Below are 19269 nucleotides of genomic sequence, written 5' to 3'. Positions count from 1 at the left end.
CAAGCAGGGCTTATAACTCCTGCTTAATATATCCTTCAATCAAAAAATCTTCGCCTATTCTTTTTAAAGTTATATTTTTTAGCTGATGCGCCTCTGAGAGTTTTCTGAATGCCTTTCCGCCGACAGACGGGAACGACTCTTTACCGCCGATAATCTTTGGCGCTATGAAAAACATAACCTTGTCAACTATGCCATGTTCAAGCGCATGGCTGTTTAAGGAAGAGCCTCCTTCAATCAGCACAGATGCTATTCCCCTCTCGCCAAGCTTTTTCATCAGCCATTTCAGATCAACACGTTCTCCATCGTATTCGATTATTTTTATGTTTTTCTCCAGAAGTGTTTTCTTTTTAGACGCTGACACTTGACTCTTTGACACTTTCGTAACTATTACCGTCTCCGGCGGAGTATTCAATATCTTCGCATCAATAGGAATCTCAAAATCTGGGTCTATTACAATTCGGATTGGACTTCTTGTCCCTTTCTTTATTCTTGCAGTTAACTGCGGGTCATCAGCTTTGATTGTTCCTATCGCTGTCATCACAGCATCAACGCTGCTTCTTGTTTTGTGAACCAATTCTCTTGCCTTTTCTCCTGTAATCCATTTTGACTCGCCTTCCGGAGTGGCAATCTTTCCGTCAAGGGTCATTGCAACTTTTAATATCACAAACGGTCTTTTTGTCATAATATATTTCGCATAAGCCTCGTTCAGCTTCATCGAATCTTCCTCAAGAACTCCTGACACTACGTTTATGCCTGATTTGCTAAGTTCTTCTATCCCTTTCCCTGAAACCTTTGGATTTGGGTCTTTCATGCCTATGACAACTTTCTTTATCCCTGCTTTGATAATCGCCTTTGTGCATGGAGGCGTCCGCTTATCCGTATGACAGCATGGTTCAAGGTTCACATAAAGCGCTGCGCCTTTTGCCTTTTCTCCAGCTTTGTCTATGACAAGAGCCTCTGCGTGAGGAGCGCCGGGTTTTCTGTGATAATCCTCTGCGATGATTTTCCCGTTTTTGACAAGCACAGCGCCTACCATCGGATTCGGGCTTGTCATGCCCCTTGCCTTCGCAGCAAGCCTCAGAAGCCTTTTCATTATAGCTGTATCTTTCATAGGTTAATATTTTACATTATTTAATAAGAAAACTATTATAGGTGGAGTAAATTGTAAGATGAATAGTGGCGAGGCATGCCGGGCGAAAAAGCCTTGAGCGACAGCGGGCTTTACCCCTTCGTATACGGCAGTAGCCCGCCTTTTATGATAATCTGTTTCTGCCTGTCATTCAAATCTGATACAACCTCGAATGCCGCGCCCTTTGTTATGTTTTCAACATTATAAACCTGACTGCCGTTCAGTGAATTTATCACACCCTTAATGACAAGCCTGTCGCCCTTCTCTGCTTTCTCATAGTCAGAGGGGTTTTTGAACTGTAACGGCAATATTCCGAAGTTTATGAGATTGGCCTTATGTATCCTTGCAAATGCCTTTGCAATCACAGCCTGAAGCCCGAGGAACATCGGAGCCATTGCAGCATGCTCCCTTGATGAGCCCTGACCGTAGTTTTCACCGCCTATGATAATGCATCCGCCCTTTTCCTTCAGTTCATTAGCCCTCTTGCTGAAAGTGGCATCAATGCCGCTGAAGACAAACTCTGAAATCTTAGGTATGTTTGAGCGAAACGGAAGAACCTTTGAGCCTGCCGGCATAATGTCATCAGTTGTTATATTGTCTCCGAGTTTAAGCAAAACCTCTGCCTCAATCCTGTCTTTCAGAGGCTCTTTTACAGGAACATCTTTAATGTTCGGTCCCTTTATTACTTTCACATCTGATGTGTCCTTCAGAGGAGGAATTATGAAGCTCCTGTTTATCAGATATTTGGAAGGCTCTTCAAAACTGCCTATCTTAATGCCTGATTCGCGGGGATCAACTATTTCTCCCTTAATTGCAAAGACAGCGCATGATACAGGGCTTGCAAGATAAACAAACGCATCCTTTGTCCCGCTTCTTCCTTGGAAATTCCTGTTATATGAGCGGACTGATATCTGGCCGCTGCCCGGCGCGCCTCCCATTCCAATGCATGGCCCACATGATGCCTCGAGCATTCTTGCGCCTGATGAGATCATGTCTGCGATGAGTCCTTCCCGTGAAATCATCTCATATACCTGTTTTGAACCGGGGTTTATCAGTAGGGTTACACCCTCTGAAACAGTTTTGCCCTTCAGAATCGTTGCAACTGCCTTTAAACTCTGATATGAAGAATTTGTACAGCTTCCGATGCATATCTGGTCAACCTTTGTGCCTTTAAGGCTTTTCACCGTAACAACATTGTCAGGGCTGTGAGGCTGGGCTATCATCGGCTCTATTGCGCCTAAATCAATATCTATTATCTCCGAATACTCTGCGTCATCGTCTGCTTTAAGCTCTACCCAGTCAGTTTCTCTGCCGACTGCTTTAAGATAGAATTTTGTCCTCCCATCACTCGGGAATATTGATGTTGTTGCCCCAAGTTCTGCGCCCATATTTGTAATCGCAGCCCTCTCAGGAACATTCAGGTCTTTAACTCCCGTCCCTCCGTATTCAAATATCTTTCCGACACCGCCTTTTACAGTCAGCCTCATGAGGATTTCAAGAATAACATCCATTGCACTAACCCACGGGCGATTAAGTTTTCCTGTGAGATTTATCTTTACGACCTTGGGCATCGTGAGTTCAAACGGCGCTCCTGCCATCACTGTTGCGGCATCGAGACCGCCTACGCCTATGGCAATCATTCCCATTCCGCCGCCTGTTGGCGTATGACTGTCAGTGCCGAGCGCGGCTCTTCCGGGTGCGGCAAACTGCTCAAGATGAACCTGATGGCAGATACCATTGCCGGGCCTTGAGAAATACGCGCCGTATTTTGCGGCTGTGGTCTGAAGGAATTTATGGTCATCAGGATTCATGTAATCTGTCTGGAGCATATTATGGTCAATGTATGAGACAGCAAGCGGAACCTTAACCCTATCAACGCCAATCGCCTCAAGCTGAAGCCATGTCATAGTGCCTGTTGCATCCTGCGTATACACCTGGTCAACCCTGAGCCCGACAGGACTGCCGGTTTTCAGCTCGCCATATGCTTTATGCGCCTCAAAAATCTTCTCTATAATGTTTTTACCCACGCCGCACCTCGCATTTTCAGAATCAATTCATTTATTCTACATATCTGAAGTCAGCGGAATCAACTTTTAAATTGTCCTGCGAGGAACTCACGGCGAAAAATGACGAGATTGCTTCGGAATAAAGACTCCTCGCAATGACAGTTCACAAAAGATTATTTTGTCATTGCGAACAAAGTGAAGCAATCTCAAGCCTTTGCGATTTCACCGTGAATTGCTGTTATCATGCCTTTTGTATCACCCCATCAAGAACTTGCCATAGCTGTTTGAATATTTCATTGACATCCTGAATGCCTGTAATATCTATCCAATGTATATCCTCTTCTTTATTGAACCATGTAAACTGCCTCTTGGCATAACGCTTTGTGTTCCTCTTTATGAGCCTTATTGCCTCTTCAAGCGGTATCTCTCCATTAAGATACATTGCAATCTCTTTGTATCCTATTGCCTGCATACAAGAAAGTTCAAAGTTTGGAATTTGGAGTTTGGAGTTTGAAACAAGACTCGTGAGTTTCTTAACTTCCTCCACAAGCCCTGCATCTATCATCTTATCAACACGTTCCTCAAGCATCCTGTAAAGTTCTTTTCTATCCCTCCTGAGTCCTATCTTTATAAATTCATACGGTAAGGAGGTCGTGAGTTTTTGCTGGAACTCCGAGATGCCTTTTTTGGTTTTAAGGCATACCTCAAGCGCCCTTATGATACGCCTTGTGTCAGCAGGCATTATCTTCGAAGCTGCCTCCGGATCGAGTTTCTGCAGATAACTATAAAGCGCACCGCCCTGTCCTTCCTCAAGCGAAGCGAGTTCTTCCCTGAGTTTCCAGTCAGCGGAAGGCCCGCTGAATATCCCCCTTGTCATTGCCTTTATGTAAAGCCCTGTCCCTCCTGCAACGATGGGGATTTTGTCTCTTCTGTGAAGCTCCTCTATTATTGGCGTAACATCTTCAATGTATCTGCCGACGCTGAATGGCTCTACAGGACTTACACTATCTATCATGTGATGTTTAATATTCATCCTCTGCTCTTCAGACGGCTTTGCAGTCCCGACATCCATCCCCCTGTAAATCTGCATTGAGTCTGCGCTGATTATTTCTGTGTCCAAAGCCTTTGCAAGAAGGATGGAGACCTCTGTTTTTCCGACGCCTGTCGGCCCTAAAAGGATAATTACTTTTTTCATAACTTTTAATTTTTAACTCTCAACTTTTAACTTTTGTTTTATATCCTGCCTTAAGCTGCCCGCATGCAGCAAGAATATCCTGCCCCTTGCTCTTCCTTATAAAAGTATAAATTCCCCCTCTTACAAGAATCTCCTGAAAAGCAAGAACCCTCTCATCAGAGGGCCTTTTAAACCTGCTTCCTGCAAATGGGTTGAAAGGAATAAGATTCACTTTTGAAGGAATCCCTTTGAGAAGCGTCATAAGCCGCTTTGCGTCAGACAGGGAATCATTCATGCCGTCTATCATCACATATTCAAATGTTATCCTGTCCCTCGGAGATAAAAATAGTTGGGCTTTCCTGCAGGCGTCAAGCAAAACCCTGATGGGATATTTCTTGTTTATTGACATGAGCCTGTTTCTTACTTCATCGGTAGCCGCATTCAGAGAAACAGCAAGATTAACGTGAGGCGCCCTTCTGTAAAGTTCTGCAATCTCAGGAGCGATTCCGCATGTAGAAAGCGTTATCCTCCTCTTTGAAAAGCCCATAAACCCGGTTATCCTGTGAAGCGCCTCAACCACTTCATCAAGATTTAACAGCGGCTCGCCCATCCCCATAAAAACGATATTGGTAATCCGCCCTGCGCCCACCTTTAGTAAAGTGGGGGGAGTGGGGATTATTGATTCTGAACTTTTAACTTTTAACTCTTCACTCTTAACTTTCATTACCGCAATTATCTGGTCAACAATCTCATGCGCCTTAAGATTTCTCTTGAATCCTATGCCCCCTGTAAGACAGAAACCGCACGACATGGCACACCCTACCTGAGAGGAAATACAGAGCGTGTGACGGTCTTCATCAGGGATGAGCACGCTCTCTATTGACTCACCATCTTCAAGCCCGAATAGGAATTTTTCAGTCCCGTCTTGAGAAATCTGCCTGCTCAGGAGTTTTAGATTGCTGACATAGGCGGCATTAGAAAGTCTCTCCCTTAAGTCCTTGGATAATTCGGTGATATCCTCTATTGACTCAGCTTTTTTTCCGTATATCCAATGAAGTATCTGTTTTGCCCTGTAAGCAGGAAGCCCCTGCTCTTTTACAAACTCCTCCATTGCAGTTTTGCTTAATGCCCTGAGATTAATTTTTGACATGGTTAATTATAACAAGCGAGAGAAGTTAAAAGTTAAAAGTTTTTAAAGACCTATATTCTTATTCATACTAAGGAGTTCATAAGTAAGATTACATCCTTGTCATTCCCCGACTCGATCGGGGAATCCAGAAAGGGACTGGATGCCCGCTTACGACCTGCGGGCATGACGAATAAAGTCATTGCGTGTATGCTTACTAATGAACTGATTAGTAATTCTCACCTAACTCTTAACTTCTGTAAAAGGTTGCTTTTTGGGTCTTTTTTACTTTATTCTTAAAGATACGGTTCTACAAAAAAATTCCAAGAGAACCTGACTAAGGAGGTTTATTGTGATAACAATAACAGACACTGCTGCAGAAAAAGCAAAAGAGCTACTCACAACAGAAGGAAAAGCCGGCTGGGGGCTTCGTGTATATACTGCCGGAGGGGGATGCTGCGGCCCGTCTTACGGAATGGATATAGATGAAAAGCCGGGAGATAACGACGATGTAGTGGAGAAAAACGGTATTAAGGTCTTCGTTGACAAAGACACATCAAAAAAACTTGAAGGCATGAACATTGACTTCATAGATGACGGTGAAAAACAGGGCTTCGTCATCACAGGCGGAAGCGCTCCGTCATGCGGCCCAAGCTGCACCAGCTGCGAATAAATCTATGTTCCCTTTGCACAGGCCTCGAAGGTTGAGAAAGAACGAAGTCATCAGGAGAATGGTGAGAGAAACCTCGCTTTCTCCCGATGATTTTATATATCCTCTCTTTGTCACCTACGGCAAAAACACCCGCAAAGAGATAAAATCAATGCCGGGATGTTATCAGGAATCAGTTGATAAGATTGTAAAACATGCAAAAGAGGTCTATTCCCTCGGCATACCTGCGGTAATACTTTTCGGGATTCCTGAACACAAAGACGAAACAGGTTCAGGCGCATATGACCCTCACGGAGTCGTGCAGAAGGCGATAAAGGCAATAAAAAATAGGGTGCCCGGACTCTATGTCATAACAGATGTCTGCATGTGTGAATATACAGCTCATGGCCACTGCGGGATAATCGAAAAAAGCGCTGTAAAGAATGACCCCACATTAGAACTCCTATCCAAAGAGGCGGTATCTCACGCAAGGGCAGGAGCAGACATGGTAGCGCCGTCTGACATGATGGACGGAAGGGTAAAGGCGATAAGAATTGCGCTCGATTCCGAGGGGTTCTCAGAGATGCCAATAATGAGTTATGCGGTAAAATACGCATCGGCTTTTTATGGGCCGTTCAGAGAGGCTGCTGAGTCCACCCCTAAATTCGGTGACAGGCGCTCGTATCAGATGGACCCGGCAAACAGAAGAGAGGCGTTGAAAGAAGCTGCGCTTGATATTGAAGAAGGCGCTGATATTGTGATGGTAAAGCCTGCGATGACATATCTTGATATTATTTCTGATGTAAGAAATGCGTTCAATGTGCCTGTTGCAGCATACAATGTAAGCGGTGAATATTCTATGGTAAAGGCAGCAGCAAAACTCGGATGGATTGATGAGAAACGCGTTATGATGGAAGTTCTCACCTCAATAAAGCGCGCAGGCGCTGATTTGATTCTCACCTACTTTGCAAAAGAAGCGGCAAAGATTCTGAATAAATAAATTTGCTCTTCCGCACTTTCGTTCTTGTGTTTTTCTGTTCTATTTGTTACTTCCGATCTTCCGAACTTTTCGAATTGTCAGCGAAGAGTCGCCCCCGTGCTCAGGCGGGTTCGCTGATGAGAATGAGGCGACTGCTTTTCTGCGCTTAGTTGAACGAGTATTGTCCGACTCGTCGGATTCTCTGAGGCGAACACGCACAGATTTAATTTCTTCTGACCGGAGGGAATACCTAAAGACTATATATATAGAAATATTCTCAAGTATTTCGCTTTGTGGAGTGTTAAAATGTTAAGTGATTGGAGGCATTTAGGTTTGAAAAGGATAGTCTTAATATCTTGTGTAAGCATGAAGCTTAATCGCCCTGCTAAAGCCAAAGACCTGTATATTAGTCCCCTGTTTAAGAAGGCATTAGCCTATGCCCATACTCTGAAGCCCAACAAGATCTTCGTTCTTTCGGCTAAATATTATCTCGTGCCTCTTGACCAAACAATTAGCCCCTATAATCTGACTCTTAACGACATGAGCACAGAGGAAATAAAGTCATGGGCAATTAAGGTAGCTGCAAGATTGAAAGGGGAAACAGACTTGGATAGAGATGAGTTCGTCTTTTTTGCAGGAGCCAATTACAGGAGATTTCTTATTCCAAGAATCAAGAAATATTGGGTTCCGATGGAAGGATTAGGAATAGGGAAACAACTTAAATTCCTGACCGATAGGCTGAAATGACTGACAAGTGCCTTTTAATTCATCAATGGTTCAATGCATTAAAGAGGTTTCGCTTCCCTTTTGATAAGAACCTTGAACTGATCCCAAGGAATGGTATTTATATTCTCTTCGAAAAAGGTGAATCGTTCGCCGACATAGACAGAGTTGTCAGGGTGGGAACTCATACAGGCGGCAATCAATTACAGTCACGACTTTATCAGCATTTTGTCTATGAGAATAAGGATCGCAGTATATTCAGAAAGAACATTGGTCGTTGTTTCTTGAACAAAGAAACTCATCCGTATCTAAAGGTCTGGGAATTCGATCTCACAACAAGAGACCAGAGAAACAAAAATGCGCACCTTGTGGACGAGCCACTGCAAAGACAGATCGAAAAAAGGATTTCTCTTTATGTCCAGAATAACATGTCCTTTTCTGTAATCGAGGTGAATGACAAAGACGAGCGTTTGCACTTGGAATCAAGAATTGTTTCCACTATTTCGCTTTGCAAGAAGTGCGGATCATCTGCCAAATGGTTAGGTCAACATTCCCCGAAAGTGCGAATAAGCGAGAGCGGCTTGTGGCAGGTCAATGAGCTTTACAGAGAGCCTTTGAATGCGGCGGACATGAAAAGATTGAGTTCATTGATAGAGAAACATCTTTATATCCCCCGCCGCCCATCCGCTCCAATGCAGAAACGTAAAAGTGCAATAGAGCAATAGTGCCTTAGCCCAGTCTCATCGGCTCGAGGAATTTGACAATCGTATATATGTGATATACAATATATACAAGATATATTTTGGAGGTGAAGAGATGTCAACGCAGATGATTATAAGGATTGATGACGAGGTCAAGAACAGGCTCAACAGGCTTGCCAGAGGCGAGGGCAAGACTACGAGCGAGATGGTGAGAGGGCTTATAGAAGAGCACATTAAAGAGCGTGATATCGGCGCGTATATTGATGACCTGTGGGGTAGAATCGGCAGGAAATTGAAGTCAAAAGGCGTAACGCCTGCAGCGATTGACAAGGCTATTAAATCGGCGCGCAAAAAATAAGGATGAAGGTCGTCATTGATACTAACATCTTTGTCTCATCTTTTTTCGGCGGAAACCCGAAGAAGATTACAGACCTGTGGAAAAATGAAAAAATAACCCTCTGCCTGTCCCATGCTGTCCTTGATGAATATATAGACGTCCTTGGCAGGATCGGCATGAAGGACGAAGCTGAACTTGAAGAACTGTTATCCCTTTTCGCCAAGGGCTTCAACATCCTGTTTACCACGAAAACACCAAAGATAAAGATTGTCAAAAATGATCCCGATGATGATAAGTTTATTGAATGCGCCGTGGCATTAAAGGCAGATGCTGTCATAACCGGCGATGGAGAAGTCCTTGCCATACAGGAATATATGGGTATCAGAATATTGCCGCCTCAGGAGTTTTTAGAGAGCTATCGGACTAAATAGGACAGCGGCGCAATTATTTCTTAACCACCGTTTTTAGCGTCCTTATTCTCGCAATCTCTTCCTGATAACCGTAGATATGAGCGCCTGCGCTGTACGCATACATGGGCCCGTTCTTTAGATTTGTTTCTCCGGCAACATAGCTTTTTAAAAGCTCTATGCCGCCGAGGTTTGTAGGAAAACCTGCCCACAGATCCCATGAACGAAAGTAGCAGCTTACAGTAAGAACGAGCTCATCATTAATCGGCACTGCCTTAAAATCCAGAAGCCTCAGGCATGGAGGATCAAGGTTCCCGTCGTTTCCATAACATATATCATGGTCTTCCGGAGAGCCTATCTCTATAACAGCCTGATTTGTAAGTGGTGTAGCCTTAAGCATTTCAATTACCCTTTCAAACTGCGTCCCTCCCTTTGGCATCGGGTGATGAATCCTGCTTGAATACTTATAGGTCTCATTTTCTGAAAGCTCAGGGTCCATAAGGTAATTTGCGAAATAATCTTCTATATAGTCCATTGTCGTAGGCGACGGGATATTCAACGCAGGCGGAATCACAGGAATCATATCCTCGCCGGGGTGTTCAATGAACACTGCCATGCCCGGATACTGAAGGCGATACTGCTCGTTTTCAAATGAGCCTTTCTGGATTTTCTGAGTGTAGGAATGGTCAAAAATATTATATATCAACTGAAACCACGCATCTGATATTGTCTTGGCATGCAAACAAAAAGGAAGCATAATATCCTTCACCTCGTATGGAAATGTATGGAGGTTATTATACCAATGTTGGATGACTTTTTAAAAACAAAAAGCGCCGCATTCTTTAAAGAGGGGATATTCAGATTTTGCTCGCACTCTAAAAGCATATATCTTATCCTGAAATAAATGTTTACATATTCCATAAAAATAGGTATATTTCAACCATGTCTATAGGTGGAATATCCGAAACAGGTTCGGATATAACCCCAAATCTTGACAAAAAGCGAAGTAGGAATGCGTTTGTGACCAAGTTAAGTGAAATTCCGAACCCGATAATTGAAAACAAAAACTTTTAAAAAAGTGAGAATGTTAAATAATATGAATAAATTAATTATTCCAATTTTTGTCGTTATAATTATTGCCGCAGGCATTGGCGCATTTTTTGTTTTTCAGAAATCCGCTTTTTCTGAACCAAAGATGCCAATTGCAAAATTCGGCAGATGCGGCGACGGGATTTGCGATGAGTTTGAAAAAAAGAATCCGACTATATGCCCACAGGATTGTAAAGAACAGGCAGCTCCGCAGCTAACTTCACCCAGCCATACTATTTCAACTAAGTCTATAACCCCAAATATAAAATCTCAAGTTTCGCCGTTTGGGGTCTTCAATCCATATACCGAGACCATCGTTGTTGACAGAATGAACATTTCCAGGTCCGAAATAAATCAATACCTCGGTGATCTTGGCGTGAAATGGGTTCAGGAGATGCCAGTTCCCAATTCAACAAACATAGAATCTGTTCCTCAAAATATAAAAGTATATTCCAGATTGGTCGCTATGGAAGGGGGCAATCAACCGCCAAACGTCTCAGAGGAATATAAGAAGGCGGCCAGGGATATAGTTCGGAAGTATAAAGATAGAGTAAAAATTTGGGAGGTTGATACGGAGCCAAATGCATTCTGGGGAACCTATCCTAAAGAATACGCAGAGTTTCTGCAAACTACCTATAAAATAATCAAGGGTGAATGCAGTGATTGTAAGGTTGTTTTGGGAGGACTCAGCAGCTTTGGCTATTGGAACATCACCGAGGCAGGCGATTGGGAAAAAGTCAATCCAGGCGATGCAGAGCCGCCAACTAATGATATCCACAATCCAGCCAGATTTTTGAAGGCAATTCTTGAAAACGGCGCCAAGGGATATTTTGACATATTTGAATTTAAGCAACATCACGCAAGAGCGGAAGATTACAAACTGCTCAAGAATAGGATTGAGGTTTTCGGAAAGATTCTTTCCAATTATGGGATAAATGTTAAAGAAGTGCCGATTTATCTGGAAACAGCAATGTACGATGGTCAGCCTGCCTATCCCGCCCGCCACCCCATAGCAAATCTTTTGCCTTACCAAACAGAGAGTCAGCAAGCTGCGGCATTGCTTAAAACATACGTCTATTCACTCGTTCAGGGCATTGATAAGATTTTTTGGATGTATGTGATAGAAAGAAAACCTAATCACCAAGTTTTTTCTCACTACGGGTTTATTCATGACAATGGTTCTAAAAAACTCTCCTACTACACCTACAAAAAGATGGTTGAGGTCTTAGAAGGAAGCGATTGGAATAATATCCAGACGATTCAGGAAAAGGACGGCGTGTATGTATACAAATTTACAAAAAACGGAAAATCAATTTATGCCGCTTGGAATGACAATAGCGCTTCAAAAACAATTGAAATAAACACAGGCAATATCAAGCAAGTCAAAATCACCGAAGCTATACCTAAATACGAGTCAGGAAAAGAAGTGACGGATTATAACACCGCTTTCAACACCGAGACAAAATCTGTTGCTGCCGGAAAAATCACTTTAACCCTAAAAGACAAGCCGATGTTTGTGGAGGAGAAATAACATGAACAAACTATTCATTCCAATTATCACAGTCTTAATAATCGCCACAGGCATTTGCGCATTTTTTGTTTTTCAGAAATCCGCTTTTTCTGAGCCGCCCGTGGACAGGTGTGGTGACGGGATATGTGACGAATTTGAAAAGGCAAACCCTAACCTTTGTCCAAGGGATTGTCAGTCTTCCACAGAAAAACCAACTCAAAATAAACAGTCAACACCTCAAATCGGCAAATGCGGCGATGGTGTTTGCGATGCCTTTGAAAGAGCCAATCCTAATGTGTGCCCGAAAGATTGCCAACAAGTCCAACCCTCTGCAACACAATCGCCAGCCATGCAATCTCCCACAACACAACTTCCGGCCACGACCCCACCCGTCATAACTCCGCCGCCAGTTTCAAGCGGGAATTCGCCTTTTGGGATTTTCGGGCTCAAAATCGGCTACGAAGAAGCAAAATCAAAAAACAAAGAAACTTATTTTCAAATAGCCAACGATTTGGGATTGAATTATGTGAAAATAGTAGTCCCTCAAGACACAATTAATCCCAGCAATAGTGAATGGCGCTGGAAAACTTCACTCGGCGGGATTGAATTTGATTTTGACGAAATTGCCAAATTTGCCAATCAATACGGCATTTCTATTATTCCAATGTTTGCCCCATCGGCTAATTTCAGCCGGCAAAAAGACGCTGAATCGTTTGCGGAATTTGTTTATCGCTTCATTGCCCGCTACAAAGATAAAATGAATATCAAATATACAGAGTCTCAAAATGAGCCAAACCCGGGAAACGACGGAAGTGGAGCGTCAAATTCTTTGCCCGGCTCATATAACGGAACTGCGGAGAATTTAGTTAAACTTGACAATGCTGCTTACGAAAAGATTAAGGCGGCCTTCCCAGATATTATGGTCGGCTCACCCGGATTTATTGGCGAAAGCAAAAATCAGAGCAAACTCTACACGGAAAAATTTTATCAAGCGTATTTTAAGGCGAAACCGAAATTCGATGTTTTTATGTATCACGATTATCCTAAAAGTTTTGGTTATGTCCAAGGCACAAAAGCTGGCGATCTGGCTTCTGAATATAACCTTTATGAAACCTATCGCGCTTTATTGAAAAAATATGGCTATGGCGATAAACCCATTTTGATATCTGAAGGCTTTATGGATACACCATATTTGAAAAATGGGAGAAGAGATTGGGGATATCTTGATGAAGACGAGGCTTCTATTTTATGGGTTGAAGGATATGTCATGGCGTTTTCCAATGCTTCAAAAAATAATGTCACCGGCAAAATAATAACCGGAATATCGAGAACCGCCAAAATCGGACTTATTGATTCAAAAACCGGCGCCAAAAGAAAACAGTATTATGTCGTTAAAAACCTGATTGCTCTGTTTAAAAAATACCCCGTTCATTCAAGGCATCTTTTCGGAGAAATAAATCAATCCGGTTATTGGCTTGAAGAATTTAAAAATACAAACGGGAAGAAAATGTGGGTGGCATTTAATCCTTTTCTCTATGAAACTGCTGATGATGTTATGCCGGCAATAACAAATAAAACTCTAAAATCGCCGCAAAATGTTGTTGTTGAAGTCGGCGGAGCTAAATCAGTAAATTTCATTATGCGCAACGGCGTTCGAACGGAAAAGGCGGTTAACGGTAAAATTAATTTTGTTTTAAATAAAGAACCGGTTTTTATAGAAACGGTTAACTGATAAATTTATCCAAAACATCCAAAGACAAGCTTGTATTTGTTGAAGAGAAATAATATGAACAAACTAATCATTCCAATAATTGTTACCGTAATCCCTGCCGCAGGTATCGGCGCCTTTTTTATTTTTCAAAAACCCGCTTTCCTGAGCCCAAAAATATCCGAAACTCTTTTTTTGAAGTGCATATGTAGCCTCAGCAGACTAAATCATTAAGGAGACTGCTTCAATTTTGCTGCAATCCGATGACGGCACGTAGAGATGAAAATGAAAAAGGGGTACTCGCTGTAACCCCTTGATTTTCAATGGCGTCCCCAACGGGATTCGAACCCGTGTTACCGCCTTGAAAGGGCGATGTCCTAGGCCGGGCTAGACGATGGGGACACATGGTGAGCCGCGAAGGATTCGAACCTTCGACCCACGCCTTAAAAGGGCGTTGCTCTACCAACTGAGCTAGCGGCCCGCGAAAAATAGATTTGTAGAATACAATTATTTTGATTTCATTGTCAACTTCAGGCTGGGTAAAATTGTATCCTTCTGACTGAGTGTCAAATGAAAAACTTTAAGTATTCTTGCATGGAGAGCACAGCATTCCCATAACCAAGACTTATTGATTCATTTCTATTTCTGCATTGACAGCCTTTCCTTTGCTGTGCTAATTTTAAAGTCCACATCTGAAAGGAATTTTTGGCATGGAGAAAACTCTTGAAAAGATTCTGAAAGAAAACAGAGAAAATGAGGGCAATCTCATATCTATTCTTCAGGATATTGAGAATGCCTTTGGATATATCTCTGAGGAAGCTGTCAACTGGTTTGCATCAAGGCTGGACGTCAATCCCAGCAGCTTCTACGGAATAGCCACATTCTATGCGCAGTTTCACCTGAAACCGCGGGGGAAAAATATTATCACTGCCTGCTGCGGCACTGCATGCCATGTCAAAGGCTCCGAGAGATTGATAAACGGAGTAAAAAAGGAGCTTGATATTTCGGAGGGTGAGGAAACAACAAAGGATATGCAATTCACGCTCGAAAAAGTAAACTGTATTGGCGCCTGCAGCATTGCTCCGGTCTTCATAATCAATAAAAAGGTCCATGGGAAGGCAGCAGCTGATAAACTCATTAAAGAAATACGTTCTATCAAGGGTGCAAACAGTGAAGCCGACTAACATTGTTATAAAAGTATGTATGGGCACGGGCGGAATAGCAGCCGGCGGCTCTGAAGTTATGGATGCCTTCAGGACAGAACTTGACGCATCCGGCATTGAGGCGACGGTAGCGAAAAACTGCTTGACGCATAAGGTGGGATGCCGCGGCCTGTGCGCTAAAGACGTTCTGGTGGATGTGATAGTAAAAGGACAAAAAACAACATACCAGTATGTAAAGCCTGAGATGATATCAAGAATAGTAAAAGAGCACATCATCGAAAACAATCCTGTAACCGATTGGGTTGTGGGAGATGACTATCATAACTTCCATAAAAAACAGCTTAAGGTTGTTCTTTCGGACTGCGGCTCTATAGATCCCGAGGACATAGATGCCTATATTGCAGGCAAGGGCTATGAGGCGGCAAGAAAGGTTCTTACCTCATCTGCCCCCGAGGATGTAATCGGAATTATCAAGGCTTCAGGCCTCAGAGGCAGAGGCGGAGCAGGGTTTCCTACGGGAGTTAAATGGGAAGCGGCAATGAAACAGGCCTCCAGGCAAAAATACATGATTTGCAACGCAGATGAAGGCGATCCCGGCGCATTTATGGACAGGTCTGTTATCGAGGGCAATCCCCATGCTGTAATCGAGGGAATGATAATAGGCGCTTATTCCATCGGCGCTGATAAGGGCTATGTTTACATAAGGGCTGAGTATCCGCTTGCTGTTGAAAGGCTGAGAAAAGCTCTCTCTGATGCGAGGACAAGAGGGTTTCTCGGAAAAGATATCCTCGGCACAAAATTCAGCTTTGATATAAAGGTAAAACTCGGCGCCGGGGCCTTTGTCTGCGGCGAAGAGACGGCTTTAATCGCCTCCATTGAGGGGCAGAGAGGAATGCCGAGGGCAAAACCGCCCTTCCCTGTCTACAGCGGATTATGGGGAAAACCAACAGTGATAAATAATGTCGAAACCCTTGCAAATATTCCATATATCATAAGGAACGGCGCGGAGTGGTTTTCTTCCTTCGGCACAGAGAAATCAAAAGGCACAAAGGTATTTGCCCTTACTGGAAAGATCAAGAACTCAGGGCTCATAGAAGTGCCTATGGGAATTCCGCTTCGGGAAATAATCTACGACATAGGCGGAGGCATTGAAGGCGACAGGGCGCTTAAGGCAATCCAGACAGGAGGGCCTTCAGGCGGATGTATTCCTGCGGAAATGCTTGATACCCCTGTTGATTTTGAGTCGCTTGCAAAAGTAGGTTCTATAGTAGGCTCAGGCGGAATGGTAGTGCTCGATGAAGATAACTGCATGGTTAACATGGCGCAGTACTTTCTCCAGTTCACGCAGATGGAGTCATGCGGGAAATGCGTGCCGTGCAGGATAGGAACTAAAAGACTTCTTGAAATTCTCGACAGAATAACAAAAGGCAAAGGGAAAGAAGGAGACATAGAACTCCTCGGGAAACTCAGCGCTGATATTAAGGCCGCATCACTCTGCGGTCTTGGCCAGACAGCGCCAAACCCTATCTTAAGCACTATAAAATATTTCAGAGATGAATACGAAGCGCATTTAAATGGAAAGTGCCCGGCGGCAGTCTGCAAAGAACTGCTGACTTACTATATTCTTGAGGAATTCTGTAAAGGATGCGGAGCGTGCTTAAGGGCATGTCCTGCAAAGGCAATAACAGGGGAGAAAAAGAAACTGCACAAGATAGACTCTGCAATGTGCATTAAATGCGGGGCCTGTTTTGATGTATGTAAATTCAAGGCAGTGGGGAAGGAGTAGATTCAAAGTGTCAGAGGGTCAGAGTATCAAAGCAATGATTAAACTGAATATTAACGGCAAAGCAATAGAGGTTGCGGAAGGCACAACTGTGCTTGACGCAGCGCGTATGCTGAATATAGAAATACCTACGCTCTGTTATCATCCGAAACTTACACCATTCGGAGGCTGCAGGCTCTGTATTGTTGAAGTAAAGGGTGTTCCGAGGCCGCTCACATCATGTACAACGCCTGTTTCAGAGGGAATGGAAGTGACAACTTCAACTCCAGCCCTTGAGGGCTTAAGAAAAACAGTGCTTGAACTTATTCTCTCAGACCATCCGAATGACTGTATGGTATGCGAAAAGGCAGGAGACTGCACCCTTCAGGAACTCGCATATTTCTATGGCATAAGGGAAAACAGGTTCGGAGGGGAAAGAAGGATATACGAAAAAAGGGACGGCAATCCTTTTATTGAAAGGGATATGGAGAAATGCATCCTCTGCGGCAGATGCGTAAAGGCCTGCGATGAGATACAGGGCGTGGGCGCTATAGATTTTGCATACCGCGGTTTTAAATCCAAGATATGCCCGACATTTGAAAAAGACCTTGACTGTGAATTCTGCGGACAGTGTGTGGCTGTATGCCCGACAGGCGCTTTAACAGGGAAAATGCGGCAACTCCGCGGCAGACAGAAAGACATAAAAGAAATTGACACTACCTGCTCATACTGCGGAACAGGGTGCAACCTCACCCTTCACGTAAGGCAGAATAAAGTTATAAGAGTGACTTCAAAGGAAGACAAGTGGAACGAGGGATGGCTGTGCGTTAAAGGCAGGTTCGGCTATTCGTTTATCAACAGCCCCGACAGGCTCACGAGACCTCTTATTAGAATAAAGCCAAAAGAGCATTCAGCGTTCAGCGTTCAGACACCCCCCCTTAATCCCCCCCTTAGTAAGGGGGGGCGTGGGGGGGTAGGCTTCGAACTCTTTAGAGAAGCATCGTGGGATGAGGCTCTCAATTACATAGCCTCAAGACTCAGGGAGATAAAGGAAAAGCACGGCGCTGATTCAATAGCAGGACTTTCTTCTGCAAAATGCACTACAGAAGAAAACTATCTGTTCCAGAAATTTATGAGGGCAGTAGTAGGGACCAATAATGTGGACCACTGCGCCCGTCTCTGACACGCTGCAACTGTAGCCAGTCTGGCTACAATATTCGGCTCAGGAGCAATGACCAATTCCATAAGAGAGATTGAGGGGATGGAGGTTCTCTTTGTAATCGGCTCCAACACGAAAGAGACCCATCCTGTTATCGCAAACAGGATGATAAAGGCATTCAGAAAGGGCGCAAAGATAATCGTAGCCGACCCGCGGAAAGTGCCTATGGCAAGATTTTCAGAAGTTTTCATGAACCTGAAACCGGGGACAGATGTTGCCCTGATTAATGGCATTGCCCATGTGATATTAAAGGAAGGGCTTCACGACAAAAAATTCATAGAGGAAAGAACCGAGTTCTTTGATGAATGGACAAAGTCATTGGAGAAGTTCCCACCAGAGGCAGTCTCACAGATTACAGGCGTGCCTGCGGAAAATATAATTAAGGCTGCAAAGCTTTATGGGGGCTCAAGAAAGGCGGGAATATTCTACACCTTGGGGATTACCCAGCACACTCACGGTACAGACAATGTAAATGCAATAGCCAATCTTGCCATTCTTACAGGCAATATCGGAAGAGAGCATACGGGAATAAATCCTCTCAGAGGACAGAACAACGTTCAGGGCGCTTGTGATGCGGGCTGCCTTCCTAATGTATATCCCGGCTATCAGAGGGTTGACATGCCCATGGTCAAGAAAAAATTTGAGGATGCATGGAAAGTCCGGCTTTCCGATAAAGAGGGGCTGAAATCAACAGAGATGGTAGAATCAGCCTTCAAAGGAAAACTCAAGGCGCTTTACATAATGGGAGAAAATCCAATAATTACAGACGCAAATGCAAATCATACGAAAGAAGCGCTGGAAAATCTTGAGTTCATGGTGGTTCAGGACATATTCCTTACAGAGACAGCGGCTCTCGCAGATGTAGTCCTGCCTGCTACCTGCTTTGCTGAAAAGAACGGCACTTTCATAAATACAGAAAGAAAAGTCCAGCTTGTAAGAAAAGCGGTAGAGCCGCCGGGAGACGCAAAAGAGGACTCATGGATAATAGCTGAATTATCCAACAGGATAGGATACCCCATGAAATACTCTTCTGTTGAAGAGATATCTGAAGAACTCGGCAGTTTATGGCCCGCTCTTTCAGGCATATCCTACAGCAGGATACGCACCCATGGCATCCACTGGCCCTGTCCTACAAAAGACCATCCCGGCACAGAATATCTGTACAAGGCAGGGTTTCCGAGAGGCAAAGTATCATTTACTCCGGTAAAATATCTTCCGTCTGCAGAGCTTGCAGACAGCGATTATCCATTTATACTCACGACAGGCAGAAACCTTTTTCAGTATCACAGCGCTACAATGACGATGAGAGTTGCGCCTATTGAAAAGCACGCAGGCGAACCTTATGTTGAGATAAACACGGAAGATGCGAAAAAAGCCGGAATAAAGAATGGTGAAAAAATCAAGGTCAGATCAAGGAGAGGGCAGATTGAGATAAAGGCGCGGATAACGGACATGGTATCAAACGGCGTTCTTTTTATCCCGATGCATTACAGCAAAGCCGCTGTAAACGTAATAACCTCAGACGCTCTTGACCCCCACTCAAAAACACCTGAACTCAAGGTGTGTGCGGTAAAGATAGAGAAATAA

At 43.8% G+C, this 19269-nt stretch carries 15 protein-coding genes, 2 tRNA genes and 1 pseudogene; 11 read left to right on the top strand and 7 right to left on the bottom strand.

Going from position 1 to position 19269, the window contains the following annotated elements:
• Positions 1–10: 10 nt before the first annotated feature.
• The 4 genes from ribD to rlmN form a co-directional block, all read right to left on the bottom strand.
• Positions 11–1111 (bottom strand): bifunctional diaminohydroxyphosphoribosylaminopyrimidine deaminase/5-amino-6-(5-phosphoribosylamino)uracil reductase RibD, encoded by a 1101-nt coding sequence (gene ribD / locus HY035_06255; GenBank protein MBI3377983.1) that lies wholly within the window; start codon positions 1109–1111, stop codon positions 11–13.
• Positions 1112–1221: 110 nt separating this feature from the next.
• A complete protein-coding gene (locus tag HY035_06250; GenBank protein MBI3377982.1) occupies positions 1222–3156 on the bottom strand; it encodes an aconitate hydratase in 1935 nt (644 codons plus the stop codon).
• 220 nt (positions 3157–3376) lie between these two features.
• Positions 3377–4330 carry a tRNA (adenosine(37)-N6)-dimethylallyltransferase MiaA gene (gene miaA / locus HY035_06245; GenBank protein MBI3377981.1) on the bottom strand — a complete coding sequence of 318 codons (954 nt, stop codon included), beginning with the start codon at positions 4328–4330 and terminating at the stop codon, positions 3377–3379.
• A gap of 19 nt (positions 4331–4349) precedes the next feature.
• Positions 4350–5459, bottom strand: a complete 1110-nt coding sequence (gene rlmN, locus HY035_06240) for a 23S rRNA (adenine(2503)-C(2))-methyltransferase RlmN (GenBank protein MBI3377980.1) — start codon at positions 5457–5459, stop codon at positions 4350–4352.
• Between the two features lie 328 nt (positions 5460–5787).
• Here rlmN and HY035_06235 point away from each other — a divergent pair, with 328 nt between their 5' ends.
• From HY035_06235 to HY035_06210, 6 genes and pseudogenes are all read left to right on the top strand, one after another.
• Entirely contained in the window at positions 5788–6108 is a 321-nt protein-coding gene (locus HY035_06235; GenBank protein ID MBI3377979.1) for an iron-sulfur cluster assembly accessory protein, read from the top strand.
• 4 nt (positions 6109–6112) lie between these two features.
• Positions 6113–7084, top strand: coding sequence for a porphobilinogen synthase (gene hemB, locus HY035_06230; protein ID MBI3377978.1), 972 nt, complete (start codon positions 6113–6115; stop codon positions 7082–7084).
• 285 nt (positions 7085–7369) lie between these two features.
• Positions 7370–7810 carry a hypothetical protein gene (locus tag HY035_06225; GenBank protein ID MBI3377977.1) on the top strand — a complete coding sequence of 147 codons (441 nt, stop codon included), beginning with the start codon at positions 7370–7372 and terminating at the stop codon, positions 7808–7810.
• Positions 7807–8442, top strand: a pseudogene (locus HY035_06220) (hypothetical protein). The gene HY035_06225 and the pseudogene HY035_06220 overlap by 4 nt, the downstream one beginning before the upstream one ends.
• Positions 8443–8602: 160 nt before the next feature.
• Positions 8603–8845 (top strand): ribbon-helix-helix protein, CopG family, encoded by a 243-nt coding sequence (locus tag HY035_06215; GenBank protein MBI3377976.1) that lies wholly within the window; start codon positions 8603–8605, stop codon positions 8843–8845.
• Positions 8846–8847: 2 nt separating this feature from the next.
• The gene (locus tag HY035_06210) at positions 8848–9255 is read left to right on the top strand and encodes a putative toxin-antitoxin system toxin component, PIN family (protein MBI3377975.1); all 408 of its coding nucleotides are present in this window, start codon (positions 8848–8850) and stop codon (positions 9253–9255) included.
• Between the two features lie 13 nt (positions 9256–9268).
• On the opposite strand, the gene HY035_06205 is transcribed toward HY035_06210, so the two are convergent.
• On the bottom strand, positions 9269–9988 hold the full coding sequence (locus HY035_06205; GenBank protein MBI3377974.1) for a thymidylate synthase: 720 nt from the start codon (positions 9986–9988) through the stop codon (positions 9269–9271).
• Between the two features lie 339 nt (positions 9989–10327).
• Between HY035_06205 and HY035_06200 the strand changes: the two genes are divergently transcribed.
• The gene (locus tag HY035_06200; GenBank protein ID MBI3377973.1) at positions 10328–11851 is read left to right on the top strand and encodes a hypothetical protein; all 1524 of its coding nucleotides are present in this window, start codon (positions 10328–10330) and stop codon (positions 11849–11851) included.
• Position 11852: 1 nt separating this feature from the next.
• Positions 11853–13562 (top strand): cellulase family glycosylhydrolase, encoded by a 1710-nt coding sequence (locus HY035_06195; GenBank protein MBI3377972.1) that lies wholly within the window; start codon positions 11853–11855, stop codon positions 13560–13562.
• Positions 13563–13862: 300 nt separating this feature from the next.
• Here the strand turns inward: HY035_06195 and HY035_06190 are convergent.
• Both HY035_06190 and HY035_06185 read right to left on the bottom strand, forming a co-directional pair.
• A tRNA-Glu gene (locus tag HY035_06190) sits at positions 13863–13940 on the bottom strand.
• A 3-nt stretch (positions 13941–13943) separates the two neighbouring features.
• Positions 13944–14019: transfer RNA gene (locus tag HY035_06185), tRNA-Lys, on the bottom strand.
• Positions 14020–14248: 229 nt separating this feature from the next.
• On the opposite strand from HY035_06185, the gene HY035_06180 reads away from it, so the two are divergent.
• The 3 genes from HY035_06180 to fdhF are packed head-to-tail and all read left to right on the top strand — an operon-like array spanning position 14249 to position 19269.
• Complete coding sequence (locus tag HY035_06180; protein MBI3377971.1) at positions 14249–14722, top strand: NAD(P)H-dependent oxidoreductase subunit E; 474 nt, start codon at positions 14249–14251, stop codon at positions 14720–14722.
• Positions 14649–16487, top strand: a complete 1839-nt coding sequence (nuoF, locus tag HY035_06175) for an NADH-quinone oxidoreductase subunit NuoF (protein ID MBI3377970.1) — start codon at positions 14649–14651, stop codon at positions 16485–16487. The genes HY035_06180 and nuoF overlap by 74 nt, the downstream gene beginning before the upstream one ends.
• Before the next feature lie 34 nt (positions 16488–16521).
• Positions 16522–19269, top strand: coding sequence for a formate dehydrogenase subunit alpha (gene fdhF, locus HY035_06170; GenBank protein MBI3377969.1), 2748 nt, complete (start codon positions 16522–16524; stop codon positions 19267–19269).

The organism is Nitrospirota bacterium (genome assembly GCA_016195565.1).
Lineage (GTDB): Bacteria > Nitrospirota > Thermodesulfovibrionia > Thermodesulfovibrionales > UBA1546 > UBA1546.
Note: the sequence above shows the minus strand (reverse complement) of the source record. Positions and strands in the feature narration are given on the sequence as shown.